The organism is Rugamonas violacea (genome assembly GCF_016461825.1).
Lineage (GTDB): Bacteria > Pseudomonadota > Gammaproteobacteria > Burkholderiales > Burkholderiaceae_D > Rugamonas.
The window spans coordinates 8,352-25,189 of the sequence record NZ_JAEMNU010000016.1; the positions used below are offsets into that span (position 1 = coordinate 8,352).

The 16,838-nt window shown below is 65.0% G+C and carries 18 protein-coding genes; 15 read left to right on the forward strand and 3 right to left on the reverse strand.

Annotated elements, in window-relative coordinates:
* Nucleotides 1-223: 223 nt before the first annotated feature.
* Nucleotides 224-784, reverse strand: a complete 561-nt coding sequence (locus tag H7U20_RS02560; RefSeq protein ID WP_099414789.1) for a phasin family protein — start codon at nt 782-784, stop codon at nt 224-226.
* 76 nt (nt 785-860) lie between these two features.
* Between H7U20_RS02560 and H7U20_RS02565 the strand changes: the two genes are divergently transcribed.
* The 4 genes from H7U20_RS02565 (at nt 861) to pbpG (ending at nt 4,046) form a co-directional block, all read left to right on the forward strand.
* Entirely contained in the window at nt 861-1,151 is a 291-nt protein-coding gene (locus tag H7U20_RS02565) for a hypothetical protein (protein ID WP_199518052.1), read from the forward strand.
* Between the two features lie 5 nt (nt 1,152-1,156).
* The gene (locus H7U20_RS02570; RefSeq protein WP_199518053.1) at nt 1,157-2,095 is read left to right on the forward strand and encodes a DMT family transporter; all 939 of its coding nucleotides are present in this window, start codon (nt 1,157-1,159) and stop codon (nt 2,093-2,095) included.
* 18 nt (nt 2,096-2,113) lie between these two features.
* Nucleotides 2,114-2,809: a nitroreductase gene (locus H7U20_RS02575; protein ID WP_199518054.1), complete on the forward strand. Its 696-nt coding sequence runs from the start codon at nt 2,114-2,116 to the stop codon at nt 2,807-2,809.
* Nucleotides 2,810-2,981: 172 nt separating this feature from the next.
* Complete coding sequence (gene pbpG, locus H7U20_RS02580) at nt 2,982-4,046, forward strand: D-alanyl-D-alanine endopeptidase (RefSeq protein ID WP_199518055.1); 1,065 nt, start codon at nt 2,982-2,984, stop codon at nt 4,044-4,046.
* Here the strand turns inward: pbpG and H7U20_RS02585 are convergent.
* Entirely contained in the window at nt 4,028-4,807 is a 780-nt protein-coding gene (locus H7U20_RS02585; protein WP_199518056.1) for an IclR family transcriptional regulator, read from the reverse strand. The two genes, pbpG and H7U20_RS02585, sit on opposite strands and share 19 nt — an antisense overlap.
* Before the next feature lie 149 nt (nt 4,808-4,956).
* On the opposite strand from H7U20_RS02585, the gene H7U20_RS02590 reads away from it, so the two are divergent.
* The 9 genes from H7U20_RS02590 (at nt 4,957) to H7U20_RS02630 (ending at nt 14,167) form a co-directional block, all read left to right on the forward strand.
* Entirely contained in the window at nt 4,957-5,340 is a 384-nt protein-coding gene (locus H7U20_RS02590; RefSeq protein WP_199518057.1) for a diacylglycerol kinase, read from the forward strand.
* Nucleotides 5,341-5,541: 201 nt separating this feature from the next.
* On the forward strand, nt 5,542-6,549 hold the full coding sequence (locus tag H7U20_RS02595; protein WP_199518058.1) for a sulfate ABC transporter substrate-binding protein: 1,008 nt from the start codon (nt 5,542-5,544) through the stop codon (nt 6,547-6,549).
* A gap of 26 nt (nt 6,550-6,575) precedes the next feature.
* Nucleotides 6,576-7,142, forward strand: coding sequence for an RBBP9/YdeN family alpha/beta hydrolase (locus H7U20_RS02600; RefSeq protein WP_199518059.1), 567 nt, complete (start codon nt 6,576-6,578; stop codon nt 7,140-7,142).
* A 113-nt stretch (nt 7,143-7,255) separates the two neighbouring features.
* Nucleotides 7,256-7,894 carry a peroxiredoxin gene (locus tag H7U20_RS02605; RefSeq protein ID WP_199518060.1) on the forward strand — a complete coding sequence of 213 codons (639 nt, stop codon included), beginning with the start codon at nt 7,256-7,258 and terminating at the stop codon, nt 7,892-7,894.
* 338 nt (nt 7,895-8,232) lie between these two features.
* The gene (gene cysT / locus H7U20_RS02610) at nt 8,233-9,096 is read left to right on the forward strand and encodes a sulfate ABC transporter permease subunit CysT (protein WP_233410455.1); all 864 of its coding nucleotides are present in this window, start codon (nt 8,233-8,235) and stop codon (nt 9,094-9,096) included.
* Nucleotides 9,097-9,100: 4 nt separating this feature from the next.
* Nucleotides 9,101-10,018, forward strand: a complete 918-nt coding sequence (cysW, locus tag H7U20_RS02615; protein WP_199518061.1) for a sulfate ABC transporter permease subunit CysW — start codon at nt 9,101-9,103, stop codon at nt 10,016-10,018.
* A gap of 2 nt (nt 10,019-10,020) precedes the next feature.
* Nucleotides 10,021-11,091 carry a sulfate/molybdate ABC transporter ATP-binding protein gene (locus tag H7U20_RS02620; protein ID WP_199518062.1) on the forward strand — a complete coding sequence of 357 codons (1,071 nt, stop codon included), beginning with the start codon at nt 10,021-10,023 and terminating at the stop codon, nt 11,089-11,091.
* 175 nt (nt 11,092-11,266) lie between these two features.
* The gene (locus H7U20_RS02625; protein WP_199518063.1) at nt 11,267-12,199 is read left to right on the forward strand and encodes a CysB family HTH-type transcriptional regulator; all 933 of its coding nucleotides are present in this window, start codon (nt 11,267-11,269) and stop codon (nt 12,197-12,199) included.
* A 246-nt stretch (nt 12,200-12,445) separates the two neighbouring features.
* Nucleotides 12,446-14,167 (forward strand): methyl-accepting chemotaxis protein, encoded by a 1,722-nt coding sequence (locus tag H7U20_RS02630; RefSeq protein WP_199518064.1) that lies wholly within the window; start codon nt 12,446-12,448, stop codon nt 14,165-14,167.
* Between the two features lie 93 nt (nt 14,168-14,260).
* Here the strand turns inward: H7U20_RS02630 and H7U20_RS02635 are convergent, their stop codons facing one another.
* Entirely contained in the window at nt 14,261-14,995 is a 735-nt protein-coding gene (locus tag H7U20_RS02635) for a substrate-binding periplasmic protein (RefSeq protein WP_199518065.1), read from the reverse strand.
* A gap of 389 nt (nt 14,996-15,384) precedes the next feature.
* Here H7U20_RS02635 and H7U20_RS02640 point away from each other — a divergent pair, with 389 nt between their 5' ends.
* Both H7U20_RS02640 and H7U20_RS30080 read left to right on the forward strand, forming a co-directional pair.
* On the forward strand, nt 15,385-15,993 hold the full coding sequence (locus H7U20_RS02640) for a DUF416 family protein (protein WP_199518066.1): 609 nt from the start codon (nt 15,385-15,387) through the stop codon (nt 15,991-15,993).
* Between the two features lie 35 nt (nt 15,994-16,028).
* Nucleotides 16,029-16,799 (forward strand): hypothetical protein, encoded by a 771-nt coding sequence (locus tag H7U20_RS30080; RefSeq protein ID WP_233410456.1) that lies wholly within the window; start codon nt 16,029-16,031, stop codon nt 16,797-16,799.
* Nucleotides 16,800-16,838 lie beyond the last annotated feature (39 nt).

Sequence of the window (16,838 nt, forward strand, 5' to 3'; positions counted from 1 at the left end):
ATGCCGGCCCACCCCATAGGCATGGAGCCGGGGTCGGACCCGCCGGGTCCGACCCCAGATTGTGCCGCCGGGTTTGGTCGGCCAAACGACAGTCCGCGCGGAAACAAAAAAAGCCCCGGCGCGGGCCGGGGCTTGGAAGGACACCCGTCTGAGGAGAACACCACGGATGCCGAGGAGGTCTAAAACAACGGGTGCTGGTGCCGGGGCGCCAGCATTTCCTGGATTACTTCTTCGCTGGAGCGGCCTTGGCGGCGGCTTGCGAGAACTGGTTCACGGCGCTGGCGACGTTGCTTTCGATCGATTCAACGGCTTGCTTGGCGGTTTTGCTGAACTGCTCGTAACCGGCGTTGGCGTTGCCGATTGCCGATTTCAGCAGGGCAACAGCGTTTTCGGTGCCGGCCGGGGCGTTTTTGCTGACTTCTTCCACCAGCGAGATGACTTTACGGTTGGTTTCGGCGATCTGCGTTTCGGCGGCTTTGCTGAACTCGGCCTGGGTGCCGGAAGCGATGGTCGCCAGGTGACGGCCGTAAGCGATGGCTTTCTCGGCGTTGGGCTGGGCTTGGGCGGCCGACAGCGAGAAGAATTCTTGTGGGTCTTTGGCCGACAGCAGTTGCTTGGTGGCGATCGACGACTCTTCCAGCGATGCTTTGGCGGCGGTCAGGTTCAGATCGACCAGTTTTTCAACGCCTTCGAAGGCCTTGGTGGTCAGTGCGGAAAAGATGGCGAACTGGGCTTCGAAGTTAGCCTTGGTCGCATTGGAAAATTGCTCAGGGATAGAAAACATATAACTCTCCAGGAAAATAAAATAGTTGTTGATAAATACTGCTGTTAGTTACCGGTGGTACGAAGCAGATGAATCCATGTCTCAAATCGAACAACAATTGTGCAACGCAACAAACCCGATTTTACGGCCTTCAAAAATTAAGTCAAGCGATTTTTGTGCGTTGCACCAAAGAACCCCAAGTCGCTTTTGGGAACAATTTCCCATAGGCATTGGAATCATCCCCGCCGCCACCGCCGGGGCGCGCCGCGACCGGCCCCGCAAGCCTTGCGGCAGCTCAAAAACGCTCATCGTGATAGACTCGGCCGGACTGGCCCGACGCGGTGCAGCAAGCCCGCAGCAGGCGGCTCGACACTACTTTTGGTACTGATGCAAATGTCCAACACTCCAGCCGTCCCGAGCGCTTCCGTCGCCCCCGCCGCCGGCGCCACGAGCGGGACCGGCGCCTCCTTCCTGTCGCCGCTGCCCTTCTTCTTCGTCCTGTTATGGAGCACCGGCTTCATCGTCGCCAAGTTCGGCCTGCCGTATGCGCCGCCGCTGACCTTCCTGTTGCTGCGTTTCGGCGGCGTACTGCTGCTCCTGGTGCCGGCCGTGCTGTTGCTCAGGGCGCCCTGGCCGCGCGGCCAGATCTGGCGGATCGCCCTGGCCGGGCTGCTGGTGCAGGCCGGCTATCTGATCGGCGTCTGGTGCGCCATCAAGCTGGGCATGCCGGCCGGCTTGTCGGCCCTGATTGTCGGCATGCAACCGATTCTGACCGCCTTCGCCGCCCCGCTGATCGGCGAGTCGGTGCGGCCGCGCCAGTGGCTGGGCCTGTTGTTTGGCATCGTCGGCGTCGGCTTGGTGGTGGCCGCCAAGATCCGCCTGGCCGGCCTGTCGCCCGAGAGTATTTTGCTGTGCCTGCTGGCCTTGTTCTCGATCACCGCCGGCACCCTGTACCAAAAACGCTACTGTCCGCAGTTCGATTTGCGCACCGGCACCGTCATCCAGTTCAGCGCCTCGATCGTTGTTGTGTTACCGCTGGCGGTGGCGCTGGAAGGCCTGGGCTGGCACTTCGCCACGGTACAATGGACGGCAAGCTTCGTGTTTGCCCTGCTGTGGTCGGTGTTGGCCCTGTCGATCGGCGCGATCTTCCTGCTGTTCGCCCTGATCCGCCGCAGCGACGCGACCCAGGTCACCAGTTTGCTCTACCTGACGCCGCCCACCACCGCCGTCATGGCCTGGCTGGTGTTCGGCGAAACCTTCAACGCGCTGGGCGTGGCCGGCATGGCGCTGGCGGTGCTCGGCGTGATCTTTGTTGTTAAAAAGCAGAAATAAGCACACCAGCGAGGACGCATGAGTTCCACTCCAGACCAGCAGGCCGTCGACGCCGCCATCACTTCGCGCCGTTCGATCCGCGCCTACCTGCCGACGCCGGTGCCGCGCGCCGACATCGAGCGGCTGCTGGAGGTGGCGGCGCGGGCGCCGTCCGGCACCAACACCCAGCCGTGGAAGGTCTACGTGTTGAGCGGGGCCAAGCGGCGCGAGTTGTCCGAGCGCATACTGGCCGTGCATCGCGACCCGGCGCTGGCCAGCGGCTTCACGGAGGAGTACGCTTACTATCCAAGGCAATGGGTTTCGCCGTTCATCGAACGGCGCCGCAAGGTCGGCTGGGATTTGTACGCCCTGCTGGGCCTGACGCGCGACAACAAGGCCGGCATGGCGGCCCAGCACGGCCGCAACTACGACTTCTTCGGCGCGCCGGTCGGCCTGATCTTCACCATCGAGCGGGTGATGGAGCAGGGTTCCTGGTTGGACTACGGCATGTTTTTGCAAAATATCATGGTGGCGGCGCGCGGCCGGGGCTTGGACACCTGCCCGCAGGCGGCCTTCACGCAGTACCACAAGATCATCGCCGAGGTGCTCGGCCTGCCGGAGCGGGAAGCGGTGGTGTGTGGCATGTCCCTCGGCTATGCCGACCATGGCAAGGTGGAAAATTCGCTGGTCACCGAGCGCGAGCCGGTGTCGGGCTTCGTCAACTTCGTCGATTGATGGACCCGGCGCGGCGCGGGTTGCGCCGCAACATGGGGGTAAGTTCAATGTTGCTTCAGACCTATTGCGGTATCGCAATCAATAGTGCCGGCGGAGGCAATAACGCTTGCGCTTGCTCAGCGTTTTGCTACACTGCAACACATACCGGTCGGTTCTTTTCCTGGGGAAATCTATGATTAAGTTAGCGTTGGGCGCGCTCATTTCGCTGTTGTTCGTGTCCGTGCCTGCCGCTGCCGCGCAGGGACGGGAGGCGGCCGGCAAAACGGTGTCGGTCAAAAAGCACCACGTCAAGAAAAGCCAGGCGCTGCGCGTCAGCGCCGTCGACACCGGCGAGCGCGTGGTCAAGCGCGTGGTCAGCGTGCGCGGCAAGCGCAAGGTGGTCTACCAGCGGCTGATCACGGCGGCGCCCGCCGTGCCGACCATGGGCGACCTGGCCGGCCTGAACCTGACGCGCGACCCGCTCGACCTGAAGTCCAGCGTCGCCCTGGTGCTCGACCAGGTGAATTCCGAAGTGTTGTTTGAAAAGAATTCCAATGTCGCCCTGCCGATCGCCTCGATCACCAAGATGATGACCGGCCTGGTCGTTGTGGAGGCGCAACAGGACATGAACGAGGTGCTGACGGTGACCGAGGAGGACGTCGACCGCGCCAAGTTCAGCAGCTCGCGGCTGAAGGTGGGGGCGCAGCTGACGCGCGCCAACATGCTGCATATCGCCCTGATGAGTTCGGAGAACCGCGCCGCCTCCGCGCTGGGCCGCAACTATCCGGGCGGCCTGGCGGCCTTCGTCGACGCCATGAACGCCAAGGCGCGCGGGCTGGGCATGCGCGACACGCATTATGTCGATTCCAGCGGCTTGTCGAAGATGAACGTGGCCAGCGCGCGCGATCTGGCCCGGCTGGCCCAGGCGGCCTACCAGCAGCCGCTGCTGCGCCAGTTCTCCACCGATCCGAAGGCGCAGGTCGAGTCCAACGGCCGCATGCTGCAGTTCGGCAACACCAACCACCTAGTGGCCAATCCCGGCTGGGAGATCGGCCTGCAGAAGACCGGCTTCATCAACGAGGCCGGCCGCTGCCTGATGATGCAGACCATCATCGAAGGCCGTTCGGTGATCATGGTCTTCCTCGATTCCAAGGGCAAGCAGTCGCGCACCGCCGACGCCGGCCGCATGCGCAAATGGCTCGAAGCCCTGCGGCCCGCCTCGCTGACGGGCGCCACGCCCTATTCCAACGGCATGTAACCCAAAGTGGCGGAGATCTGGTTGGCGGTCGCCACCAGATCCTCCAGCCACTCATCCTGCAGACGGTCGGCCGGGGCGGAAATCGACAGCCCGGCGATCAGCTTGCCCGAGTCGTCGCGAATGCCGGCGGCCATGCAACGCACGCCCAGTTCCAACTCCTCGTTGTCGCGCGCATAGCCGCGCGCCCGCACCAGGCTGAGCTCGCGCTCCAGCTTGCCCAGGTCGGTGATCGAATTCTTGTTGTGGCCGGCCAGCCCGGTGCGGGTGGCATAGGCGCGGATCGCCTTCGGCTCGTCGACCGAGAGGAACAGCTTGCCGGTCGAGGTCAGGTGCAGCGGACCGCGGCCGCCGATGGCGCGCACCACCTGCATGCCCGAGCGCTCGGAGAAGGCGCGGTCGATGTAGACGATCTCGTCGCCCTGGCGCACCGACAGGTTGATGGTCTGCTGGGTCTTCTTGTGCAGCGAGCGCATGAAGTCCAGCGCCGCCTCGCGCACCGATAGGCGGCTCTTCACCACATTGCCCAGTTCCAGCAGGCGCATGCCGAGACGGTAGGTGCCCGGTTCGATGCGGTCGACGAAGCGCGTCAGCACCATGTCGTTGAGGATGCGGTGGGCGGTCGAAGGATGCAGACCGGACACCTTGGACAATTCCTTCAGGCTCACCGGGTCGGGATACTTGGCCAGCGCGTCGAGCAGCGCGACCATGCGTTCGATCACCTGGATCGTGGTTTTTTGCGCGGGGACGGGTTCGATTTTCATGATGTGGTTGGTGCGGTGCAGTATTCGGTCCTGTCTTTATACCATAATGTGAAAAAATAGGGAATTCCGTGGGACGCATCGGCTAAAAGTGTGAACAAAGTGGCACTGACGGGCATAATGATGCCTTGAAATACTATAAGTAGCCGGACATGGAACCAGTCAGTGAATTCAAGAGTAAAAGCGGTCTGAAGCGTATTTTCGCCGCCATGATGTATTCGATCGCCGGCCTGCGGGCCGCCTGGCGCCACGAGCACGCCTTCCGCCAGGAAATGATGCTTTTGCTGGTAGGCAGCGCCGCCGCCTTGTTGTTGCGCATCTCGGCGTTTGAAAAACTGATGTTGATCGGCGTGCTGGTGTTGATCGTCATCGTCGAACTGATCAACTCGGCCATCGAGGCGGTGGTCGACCGCGTGTCGCTGGAGCGCCATCCCTTGTCGAAGAACGCCAAGGACTTCGGCAGCGCCGCCGTGTTCCTGGCCTGCCTGCTGGCCGCCGCCGCCTGGGGCGTGGTGTTGTTCAACCGCTACTATTGAGGCCGCCTCGAAAAACCGTCATTCCGCATCGGCGGTCCGCCGATGCGGAACGACAATTTGGTGGTTTTTCGAAGTGGCCTTAAGGCAAGGGCGGGGTTCTATATAATTTTTTGGTATATAAAACTGACAAATGCTTAGTTCTATTTCATATCAAGGCGCTTTACTCTGAGGCTTCTGAAGTGAACCACATGGGGAACCCTGATGCTGTCCAAGAAAATCATCGCCGCCGCACTCGCCGTCACCGCCTTCGCCGCCACCGCGCCGGCCTTCGCCGCCGACATCTCCCTGCTCAACGTGTCCTACGATCCGACGCGCGAGCTGTACCAGGATGTCAACACGGCCTTCGCCAAGGAATGGAAGGCCAAGACCGGCGATAACGTCAAGATCAAGCAATCGCACGGCGGTTCCGGCAAGCAGGGCCGCGCCGTCATCGACGGCCTGGAAGCCGATGTGGTGACCCTGGCGCTGGCCTACGATATCGACGCGGTGGCCGAAAAGGGCCTGCTGAAGAAGGACTGGCAGAAGAGTTTGCCGCACAACAGCGCGCCATACACCTCGACCATCGTCTTCCTGGTGCGCAAGGGCAACCCCAAGGGCATCAAGGACTGGAACGACCTGGTCAAGCCGGGCATCGCGGTGATCACGCCGAATCCGAAGACCTCGGGCGGCGCCCGCTGGAACCATTTGGCGGCCTACGGCTACGCGCTGCGCCAGCCGGGCGGCACCGACGCCGGCGGCCGTGAATTCCTGAAAAAACTCTACAAGAACGTGCCGGTGCTCGATTCCGGCGCGCGCGGCGCCACCACCACCTTCGTCGAACGCGGCATCGGCGACGTGCTGATCGCCTGGGAAAACGAGGCCTTGCTGGCGATCAAGGAACTGGGTCCGGACAAGGTCGAGATCGTCGCGCCGTCGGTCAGCATCCTGGCCGAGCCGCCGGTGGCGGTGGTCGACAAGGTGGCCGACCGGCGCGGCACGCGCAAGGTGGCCGAGGCGTATCTGCATTTCCTCTACACCGACGAGGGCCAGGAGCTGATCGCCAAGAACTACTACCGGCCGACGGTCGACAAGGCGGTGAAGAAATACGCCGCGCAGTTCCCCAACGTCAAGCTGTTCACCCTGGCCCAGGTGGCCGGCGACTGGACCACGGCGCAGAAGACCCACTTCGCCGACGGCGGCGTGTTCGACCAGATCTACCAGCCGAAGTAAGTCCGGCGGCCGGACGGGGAGGGGACATGAGCGCCAGTTTGCTTTCGCAGTTCCGCGTGTTGATCGCGCCGGGCCTGCACAACAGCGGCAAGGAGCATTGGCAGAGCCGCTGGCAACGCCTGTACTCCAGCTTCGAGCGGGTCGAGCAGGACGATTGGGAGCGGCCCGAGCTGTCGCGCTGGTCGGCCCGGCTGGACCAGGTGCGCCGCGCCGACCGCCGGCCGACCTTGATCGTCGCGCACAGCTTCGGCAGCCTGGCCACCGCGCACAGCGTGGCGGCCGATCCGTCCCAGGTGGCCGGCGTGCTGCTGGTGGCGCCGGCCGACCCGGACAAGTTCGGTGTCGCCGCGCTGCTGCCGCAGCGGCCGCTGCCCTGTCCCTCGATCATGATCGGCAGCAGCGACGACCCGTGGATGACGGCCGAGCGCGCCGCGCTGTGGGCGGCGCGCTGGGGCAGCACCTTCATCGACGGCGGCGCCCTCGGCCACATCAACGCCGAGTCCGGTTTGGGCGACTGGCTGGACGGCCAGCGCCAGTTGCAATTGCTGGCGCAGCGCGCCCGGCGGGCGCGCAATGTTGTTCAGTTTGCCTGATTTTTTCTATTTTTAACGCTTCACTGACGCGCGCGCCGCTTTGACGGCCCGCTTGCAGCGATGATGATGTCGGATGCACAATCTCGGTATCCTTAACCACAACGGAGCTAACCATGACCATACGCCTGGGCGACACCGCGCCCGATTTCGAGCAAGATTCCACCATCGGCAAGATCCATTTCCACGAGTGGGCCGGCAACTCCTGGGTGGTGCTGTTTTCCCACCCGGCCGACTTCACGCCGGTCTGCACCACCGAGCTGGGCCTGACCGCCAAGCTCAAGCCGGAGTTCGACAAGCGCAACGTCAAGGCGATCGCGCTGTCGGTCGACCCGGCCCAGGCCCACCTGGAATGGATCAAGGATATCGAGGCGACCCAGAACACCGTGGTCGGCTTCCCCATCATCGCCGACGCCGACCGCCGGGTCTCCGAGCTGTACGACATGATCCATCCCGAGCTGTCGGCCACCGCCACGGTGCGCTCGCTGTTCATCATCGACCCGAACAAGAAGGTGCGCCTGACCATCACCTATCCGATGAGCACCGGCCGCAACTTCGACGAGATCCTGCGCGTCATCGACGCGCTGCAGCTGACCGACGGCTACACCGTGGCCACCCCCGGCAACTGGCGCGACGGCGACGACGTCATCATCCCGCTGACCGTGCAGGACCCCGCGGTGATCCAGCAAAAGTATCCAAAAGGCTACAAAGCCGAGCGGCCGTATCTGCGCCTGACGCCGCAGCCGAACAAATAGGCCGTTCCGCCCGTCGACGCGACGCACTCCCCGGAGTGCGTTTTTTTTTGCGTCGAGGCGCCGGGGATGCCGGCCAACCCCACAGGCGAAGAGCCGGGGGCGGACCCCGAAGGGTCCGACCCCGGGTTGCGCCGCTGGGTTGCGCCGCTGGGTTTTGTCGGCGTCACCACGGCGGGGGGGCGGCACTTGTTGGCCATTGCCGGGCCCGCTTGCATGGACTAACTCTGCGGACTGGTCGATTTCAATCTAAGCAAATGACTAAAGGTTCGTTTGGTTTATAACGATGGGATGCGAATATTCGGCCTTATAAGTCGAAAATGTAATAAGAGGGAGCATCCATGTCAGCAGCAGCACTTGCGGTTCCGGCCAAAACGCGCGGCGCCCCGTTCCGGGTCATGCCGGGTTTCCGCCTGTCGCTGGGCTTCACCATCTTCTATCTGGCGCTGATCGTGCTCATCCCTCTGTCGGCGGTGTTTTTGAAGACCTTCACCATGACCTGGCCGGCGTTCTGGGCGGCCGTCACCTCGGAGCGCGTGATGGCCTCCTACCGGCTGACCTTCGGCGCCTCGCTGATCGGCGCCAGCATCAACGTGGTGTTCGGCGGCGTCGTCGCCTGGGTGCTGGTGCGCTACGAATTCCCCGGCAAGCGCATCATCGACGCGCTGGTCGACCTGCCGTTCGCCCTGCCCACCGCCGTCGCCGGCATCACGCTGACCGCGCTGTACTCGTCGAACGGCTGGTTCGGCCGCTTCCTCGAAGGCACGCTGGGCCTGAAGGTGGCCTTCACCCCGCTCGGCGTGGTGGTGGCGCTGACCTTCATCGGCCTGCCCTTCGTGGTGCGCACCGTGCAACCGGTGCTCGAGGACGCCGAGCGCGAGCTCGAGGAGGCCGCCGCCAGCCTGGGCGCCAACGCCCTGCAAACCTTCGTGCGGGTGGTGTTCCCGACCATCCTGCCGTCCTTGATGACCGGCTTCGCGCTGGCCTTCGCCCGCGCCACCGGCGAGTACGGCTCGGTGATCTTCATCGCCGGCAACATGCCGATGGTGTCGGAGATCACGCCGCTGTTCATCATCACCAAGCTCGAGCAGTACGACTACGCCGGCGCCACCGCCATCGCCGTGGTGATGCTGCTGGTGTCCTTCGTGTTGTTGTTGACGATTAATCTGCTGCAGGCCTGGGCCCGCGGCAAGTCGGGGAAATAAGAAGATGAGTGCTGTCCTGAACCCTGTTGTCGCCGCCGCGCCGGCGGCCCGCCGTGGCGAGCTGCCGTCCGCCCCCGCCGCGCTGGAACCGCTGTGGGTGCGCGGCGTGTTGATCGGCGTCGCGCTGACCTTCCTGACCCTGTTCCTGTTCGTGCCGCTGGTGGCCGTCTTCGCCGAGGCCTTCAAAAAGGGCTGGGAAGCGTATCTGGCGGCGATCACCGAGGCCGACGCCATCTCGGCCATCAAGCTGACCCTGCTGACGGCCGTCATCGCCGTGCCGCTCAACCTGGTGTTCGGCGTCGCCGCCTCGTGGTGCATCGCCAAGTTCGAGTTCCGCGGCAAGAGCATTTTGCTGACCCTGATCGACCTGCCGTTCTCCGTCTCGCCGGTGATCTCCGGCCTGATCTATGTGCTGATGTTCGGCGCCCAGGGCTGGTTCGGCCCCTGGTTGCAGGAGCACGACATCAAGATCCTGTTCGCCGTGCCGGGCATCGTGCTGGCCACCGTGTTCGTCACCTTCCCCTTCGTCGCGCGCGAGCTGATCCCGCTGATGCAGGCCCAGGGCAGCGAGGAGGAGGAGGCCGCCATCGTGCTGGGCGCCTCGGGCTGGAACACCTTCCGCCGCGTCACCCTGCCGAACATCAAATGGGGCCTGCTGTACGGGGTGATCTTGTGCAACGCCCGCGCCATGGGCGAGTTCGGCGCCGTCTCGGTGGTGTCCGGCCACATCCGCGGCGAGACCAACACCGTGCCGCTGCAGGTGGAAATCCTCTACAACGAATACAACTTCGCGGCCGCCTTCGCGGTGGCGTCGCTGCTGGCCCTGCTGGCCCTGGTGACCTTGGCGCTGAAGTCCTTTATCTCTTGGCGCCTGAATGAATCGATCGCCGACGATTCCGCCTTACGTTCCACGGAGCACTGATCATGACCATCGAAGTCAGAAACATCCATAAACAGTTCGGCGCCTTCACCGCCCTCAACAACGTCTCGCTGTCCTTCCCGGCCGGCGAGCTGACCGCGCTGCTGGGCCCGTCCGGCTGCGGCAAGACGACGCTGCTGCGCATCATCGCCGGCCTCGAACATCCCGACTCCGGCCAGGTGCTGCTCGACGCCCAGGACGCCTCGGCGCGCCACGTGCGCGAGCGCCAGGTCGGCTTCGTGTTCCAGCATTACGCGCTGTTCAAGCACATGACGGTGTTCGAGAACGTCGCCTTCGGCCTGCGCGTCAAGTCGCGCAGCGAGCGCCCGTCGGAGGAGCAAATCCGGCGCAAGGTCAAGGACCTGCTCGAACTGGTCCAGCTCGACTGGCTGGCCGACCGCTATCCGCCGCAGTTGTCCGGCGGCCAGCGCCAGCGCATCGCCCTGGCGCGCGCGCTGGCGGTCGAGCCGCGCGTGCTGCTGCTCGACGAGCCGTTCGGCGCGCTCGACGCCAAGGTGCGCAAGGAGCTGCGCCGCTGGCTGCGCCGCCTGCACGACGACCTGCACGTGACCAGCATCTTCGTCACCCACGACCAGGAGGAGGCGCTGGAGGTGGCCGACCAGGTGGTGCTGATGAACAAGGGCAACGTCGAGCAGATCGGCTCGCCGGCCGAGGTCTACAACCACCCGGCCTCGCCCTTCGTCTACGGCTTCCTGGGCAACGTCAACATGTTCCACGGCCGCGTCCACGAGGGTGTGATGGCGACCGGCGACGTCAGCTTCGACGTGCCCGACCACGACGGCGTGCAGGACAGCAAGGGCATCGCCTATGTCCGCCCGCACGACCTGGAGATCGACCGCTACACGCCGGGCGCCGAGGGCATCGTCGTCAAGCTGCGCCGCGCCCACGCCATCGGCCCGCTGGCCCAGCTCGACCTGGAACGCACCGACAACGCCGAGCTGATCGAGGCGGTGATGTCGAACGAGCGCTTCAGCCATCTGCACCTGAAGGAGGGCGAGACGCTGGTGGTGCGGCCGAAACGCCTGCACGTGTTCGTCGATCCGGCCGAGGTGTAAGGCCGCCGCCCCGGGCTTGGGCGCCGCCCCCCGGCGCCCGCCAGCAGATCCATCCCGCCAGATGCCGGCCGCCGAGGCCGCCGGCGCGGGGACCTGCGCGCCGACGTTGCGCCATGACGGTTGCTCACGACGTCGCGTTCCCAACCCATACGCCCTCGGGCAGCAAGGACTCATCATGAATTTTCAGCAACTGCGCTCCATCCGCGAAGCCGCCCGCCGCGGCTACAACCTGACCGAGGTGGCCAACGCCCTGTTCACCTCGCAGCCGGGGGTGAGCCGGCAGATCCGCGAGCTGGAGGACGAGTTGGGCGTCGTCATCTTCGAGCGCAACGGCAAGCGCCTGACCGGCCTGACCGACCCCGGCAAGGGCATCCTGAAGATCATCGACCGCCTGCTGGTCGAGGCGGAAAACCTGCAGCAGGCCAGCCAGGAGTACACCGGCCAGAACAGCGGCACCTTGAGCGTGGCGGCCACCCACACCCAGGCCCGCTACGCCCTGCCGAAGGTGGTGCAGTCGTTCCGCAGCGCCTTCCCCGAGGTGCGCATCGCGCTGCAGCAGAGCGCGCCCGAGCACATCGCCGAGTGGGTCCTGTCGGGCAAGACCGACATCGGCATCGCCACCGAGGGCCTGTCGCAGTTCCCCGACCTGGTGTCCTTCCCCTGCTACCGCTGGAGCCACCTGATCGTCGTGCCGGACGGCCACCCGCTGCTGGCGCGCTCGCCGATCCGCCTGGAGGACCTGGCCGAGTTCCCGCTGATCACCTACGACATCGGCTTCACCGGCCGCGGCCACATCGACGCCGCTTTCGCCAAGGCCGACGTCAAGCCCGACATCGTGCTGACGGCGATGGATTCGGACGTCATCAAGCAGTACGTCGCGCTGGGCATGGGCGTCGGCATCGTCGCCTCGATGGCCTTCGACCACGGCCGCGACAAGGGCTTGCGCGCGGTCGAGGCCTCGCACCTGTTCGCCGCCAACACCACCCGGCTGGCGGTGCGCAAGGGCGCCTACCTGCGCTCCTACGCCTACCACTTCATCCAGCAGTTCGCGCCGGACCTGACCCGCGCCGAGATCGACGCGGCGCTGGCCGGCGGCGAGCAGTCCTGAGGCGTTTGCGGGCCGGTCTTGATGCCGGCCAAGCCCGCGCTGGTTTTCCCCGCCTTGCCGGGCGACTGTGGCGGCTGTAGAACAGTATAAATATTTTTTTCCTCCCGTTATGAAAGTGCCCATATACTGAGTAAAAATGCGGCAGCGCGGCCAGTTTGCGCGGCGCCGCGACCAGGCATAGGTAATCGTGCCAAGCTAGCAAGGTCCAGGATTGAAGACGCTGGTTTTTACTCTGGGGAGTGCGACATGGGCATCGGTAACTGGAAGATCGGCGCGCGGCTGGGCGCCGGCTTGGGCGTCTCATTGTTGTTCATGGTGGGCATTTCGGCGGTCGGCATCGGCAACCTCGGCAAGCTCAACGCCGGCACCGAGGACCTGGCCAGCGACAAGGTGCCCAAGGTGATCCTGGCCTACGAGGCCATCGGCGGCGTCAACGACATCGCCCGCGCCATGCGCAACGCCATGCTGTCGACCGATCCGGCCACCGTCAAGAAGGAGCTGGAACGGGTCGACAGCCGCAAGGGCGAGATCAACAGCAAACTCGAACAGCTGGCCAAGCTGGTGGCCGACGACAGCGACGCCGACAGCAAGAAATTCTTCAACGCCGTGTTGGCGGCGCGCGACAAATACCTGGTGGTGCAAACGGCGTTCATCGCCATGTCGGCCGACGAGGCCAAGCGGGCCGACGCCGTGACATATCTGCTGAGCACGGTGCGCAAGGAGCAGACCGCCTACCTGAACTCGCTGGGCGAGCTGGTCAAGTTCCAGACCGCCGCCATCGCCCAGGCCAACAGCGACGCCGAGGCGGCCTATGCCAGCGCGCGCAACATGATGCTGCTGCTGACGGTGATCGCCGCCGGCTTGGCCGCGCTGGTGGTGTGGTGGGTCACGCGCAGCATCACCAGCCCGCTCAACCGCGCCGTCGGCATGGCCCAGGCGGTGGCCGGCGGCGACCTGACCATGCGCATGGAATGCACCAGCACCGACGAGACCGGCCAGCTGCTGCGCGCCCTGATCGACATGAACGACAGCCTGGCGCGCACCGTCGGCCAGGTGCGTTCGGGCACGGACACCATCGCCACCGCCTCCAACGAGATCGCCAGCGGCAACCTGGACTTGTCCAGCCGCACCGAGCAGCAGGCCTCCAGCCTGGAGGAGACCGCCTCGTCGATGGAGGAGCTGACCTCGACCGTCACACAGAACGCCGAGAACGCGCGCCAGGCCACCAAGCTGGTGGTGGCGGCGTCCGAGTTCGCCGTCAAGGGCGGCCAGGTGGTGGGCCAGGTGGTCACCACGATGGGCGCCATCAAGGACAGCTCCAGCAAGATCGTCGACATCATCGGCGTGATCGACGGCATCGCCTTCCAAACGAATATTTTGGCACTCAACGCGGCCGTCGAGGCGGCCCGCGCCGGCGAGCAGGGCAGGGGGTTTGCCGTGGTCGCCTCCGAGGTGCGCAACCTGGCGCAACGCTCGGCCAGCGCGGCCAAGGAAATCAAGGAGTTGATCGGCCGTTCGGTCGAGACGGTCGACGCCGGCGCCCGCCTGGTCGACGAGGCCGGCGCGACGATGGACGGCATCGTCACCGCCGTCAAGCAGGTGGCCGACATCATGACCGAGATCAGCGCCGCCAGCACCGAGCAGAGTTCCGGCATCGCCCAGGTCAACCAGGCGATCGTGCAGATCGACGACGTGACGCAACAAAACGCCGCCCTGGTCGAGCAGGCCGCCGCCGCCGCGCAAAACATGCGCGACCAGGCCGACCTGCTGACCCAGGCGGTCAGCGTGTTCAAACTGGCCGGCCAGCCGTCCCGTCACGAGTCGCCGGCGAAGAAGGCGGCGCCGGCCAAGTTGCTGCCGCAAGCCAAAGCGGCGCCGACGCCGGCCAAGGCGGCCAAGCCGGCGCCCGCCAAGCGGCTGTCCGGCACGGCGGCCGGCGGCAAGGACGAGGCCTGGGAAGAGTTCTGATTCCAGCCAGGATGGCGAGAGAGGGGGCCGGGCCGCGTCACGCGCCCCGGCCGATGGTCCGTCCGGCAGGCCGAGCCGGGCCGGCTGAAGCGGCTAGGGCGCCGGCCCGGCCACGGCCTTGTTCAGATAGCTCTCGAAGCGGCCGTCGGCGAAGGCCTGGCGCGCCGCCTTGCGGTAGCGTTCGACCAGGCCGGCCGGCGCCAGCGGCGAGAAGACGCCGTGCAGTTCGGCGCCGGGCTCCGGCAGCGGCAGCAGTTTCAGGCGCAGTTCGTCGCGCGCCGCGTAGTAGCGGGCGCTGGCGCAGTTAGAGAAGTAGACGCCGTCGAGGCGGCCCAGTTTCAGCTTGCCCAAATTCTGCTTTTCCCAGTCGACCCCGCCCACCACGTCATATTGGATGCGCGCATCGCGCATGAACGGCGGCAGCGCGGCGCCGACCACCCAGCCTATCGTCATGTCGGCCAGGTCGGCGGCCGAGCGCAGCGTGTTCAGGCGGTGGCCCGGCAGCGCCGCGACGCAGGGTTCGAACTTGATGTAGACGGCCTCGTCGAACTGGATGCCGGCGCGGTCGCGCTCGGCCGTGTGGGCCAGGATGGGGCTGAATAGCACCTGGCCGTTGGCCAGGCTGTGTTCCAGCCGGGCCACGGTGAGCGGACGCTGCCACTGGAAGCGCACGCCCATGCGAGGGGCGATCTCGCGGTCGAAAAAGTCGATCAGCGCGCCCTCCGGTCCGTCCTTGCCGGCAACAACATAGGGCGCGAAGGTGAACACGCCCGCAGTGACCAGCTCGCCTGTCGGCGCCTGCGCCTGCGCGGCCGTGGTCGCGAGCAACGTCAGGCCGGCGCCAAGGCGGCCGGCGTGGCCAAGGAGGCGACACTGGGCTCGCGGGTTGATGCGGTCCATAGCGTGCTCGACCCGATCGCCTCGCGCAGCCGGACCACTGCCGCCATGGATACGGTCGAAGGTGCGCGTGTGATCGCCTCTGGCGGGCGGGACCTGTCACCGGCTCAGCGGGTCGCGTTGGCTGCGGGCGAGAGCGGGGCAAAACTTTCGGGTGCTCATGCGGAAACGACCTTGCTCAACCATGCGGCCCAGAACGGATTAGCACCGACCAGGATGTCGGTGTCGCGGAATATTTGTCCTGCCTGTAAGGAATCGATCGAAAAGGCGGGCGGTATGCTGACGAGCCCCACTACTGTAATTTGGCCGAGGTAATGCATATGTATAGCTTTGATGAACCCACACTAGTCGGCGAGCTCGCCACTCTCTCTCCACCGCAGCAGGTTGCATTTGCTGCGGCGGCCGCATCCCGCCAGCTCAACAGTTATGAATGGTATGCGCGCCGGTTTCAGCCGGCGGCGTTGCCGCGTCCACGCGAAATCGCCACAGCGCTTTGGCAGGCCTTGCAGGCGGGCACGACCGAGCCAAACAGCTTGTCCGAGCTGCTAGAGGAAGTGATGGGCTTGCTGCCAGAAGAAAGTGACGACTGGATCGTCTGCCATTCGCTCGCGGAAGACGCTCTGTCGTCGCTGGCATATGCGCTGCGCGCGCTGCTGCAAGCCGATCCACAGGAGGCAGCATGGGCTGCGCGGCGCGGTTACGAGGCGGTCGACCAGGCGGCCATCCGCGCGCTGGAGGTACAGCCCGGATCTCCGGAGACGGAACTGGCTATCCGCTGCCACCCGTTGGTGCAACGGGAGCTGGAACGGCAGCGCCGCGACCTAGCTTTCCTCGCGGCCCATGCCGGCCCTGATGCTGTGCTAGCGATGCGCAATCTGGCTGCGGCTGAGCCGTCACTGAGCGGCGCAGAACTGGCGCTGCTGGCTTGACACGCAGGGGGGATGGCTACAATGCCAACGATCAGTTGAGCACGCTAACGTATCCCCGTTCTGGCAAGGTTGTCAGCTATGCGCCGGACGTGCTGGGGCGCCCAACACAAGCTTCCAATTACCTGACGGCGATTGACTACTGGCCGTCAGGACAGATCAAGCGCCTAACATACGGGAATGGCACGGCCGCCGACTACGGCCAGAACGAGCGCATGTGGCCGAGTTCCTTCGTGGTGCAAAAGGGTGCCGCGCGCTATCTGAGCACCACGTATGGCTATGACGGCACCGGCAATCTCGGCAGCATCCTCGACACCGTCGACAGCGGCTTGAATCGGACTCTGGGGTATGACGGCATCAACCGCCTGATCACGGCGGACGGGCCCTGGGGCGCAGGAGCCATCGCTTATGACGGCGTCGGCAACATCATCCGGCAGGCGTTCGGTGGCAGTAGTTGGAATTACAGCTATGACAGCAGCAACCGCCTGAACTCTATCAGCGGCAACCAGAGCTTGTCGTTTACCTATGACGCTTACGGGAATATCACCACCACGCGCGGCAGTACCTTCACCTACGATGGCGCGCCCAACCTGCGCTGCGTGAATTGCAGTGACAGCACCAGAAAGATCGAATACGCCTACGACGGCCGCAACCGTCGCATAGCGGTCACCAAGGCTGGCATAAAGACGTATGAAATGTATAGCGCTCAAGGCAACCTAATGGTGGAGTACACGCCGTCGCAGCAGAACCGGCTGGTCGAGTACATCTATGTGGGTGATAAGCGCGTGGCGCAGCGGGTCACGCCCTGAGTGGCGACTGTGCGGAGGATAGGGCAGCAGGGCGCGCGC

Coding starts and splice junctions, on each gene's coding strand:
- H7U20_RS02620 (WP_199518062.1), top strand. CDS start 10,021: ATGACCATCGAAGTCAGAAACATCCATAAACAGTTCGGCGCCTTCACC.
- H7U20_RS02570 (WP_199518053.1), top strand. CDS start 1,157: ATGTCCAACACTCCAGCCGTCCCGAGCGCTTCCGTCGCCCCCGCCGCC.
- H7U20_RS02565 (WP_199518052.1), top strand. CDS start 861: ATGTCTCAAATCGAACAACAATTGTGCAACGCAACAAACCCGATTTTA.
- H7U20_RS02630 (WP_199518064.1), top strand. CDS start 12,446: ATGGGCATCGGTAACTGGAAGATCGGCGCGCGGCTGGGCGCCGGCTTG.
- H7U20_RS02625 (WP_199518063.1), top strand. CDS start 11,267: ATGAATTTTCAGCAACTGCGCTCCATCCGCGAAGCCGCCCGCCGCGGC.
- H7U20_RS02585 (WP_199518056.1), bottom strand. CDS start 4,807: ATGAAAATCGAACCCGTCCCCGCGCAAAAAACCACGATCCAGGTGATC.
- H7U20_RS02575 (WP_199518054.1), top strand. CDS start 2,114: ATGAGTTCCACTCCAGACCAGCAGGCCGTCGACGCCGCCATCACTTCG.
- cysW (WP_199518061.1), top strand. CDS start 9,101: ATGAGTGCTGTCCTGAACCCTGTTGTCGCCGCCGCGCCGGCGGCCCGC.
- H7U20_RS02600 (WP_199518059.1), top strand. CDS start 6,576: ATGAGCGCCAGTTTGCTTTCGCAGTTCCGCGTGTTGATCGCGCCGGGC.
- H7U20_RS02640 (WP_199518066.1), top strand. CDS start 15,385: ATGTATAGCTTTGATGAACCCACACTAGTCGGCGAGCTCGCCACTCTC.
- cysT (WP_233410455.1), top strand. CDS start 8,233: ATGTCAGCAGCAGCACTTGCGGTTCCGGCCAAAACGCGCGGCGCCCCG.
- H7U20_RS02560 (WP_099414789.1), bottom strand. CDS start 784: ATGTTTTCTATCCCTGAGCAATTTTCCAATGCGACCAAGGCTAACTTC.
- H7U20_RS02595 (WP_199518058.1), top strand. CDS start 5,542: ATGCTGTCCAAGAAAATCATCGCCGCCGCACTCGCCGTCACCGCCTTC.
- H7U20_RS02605 (WP_199518060.1), top strand. CDS start 7,256: ATGACCATACGCCTGGGCGACACCGCGCCCGATTTCGAGCAAGATTCC.
- pbpG (WP_199518055.1), top strand. CDS start 2,982: ATGATTAAGTTAGCGTTGGGCGCGCTCATTTCGCTGTTGTTCGTGTCC.
- H7U20_RS02590 (WP_199518057.1), top strand. CDS start 4,957: ATGGAACCAGTCAGTGAATTCAAGAGTAAAAGCGGTCTGAAGCGTATT.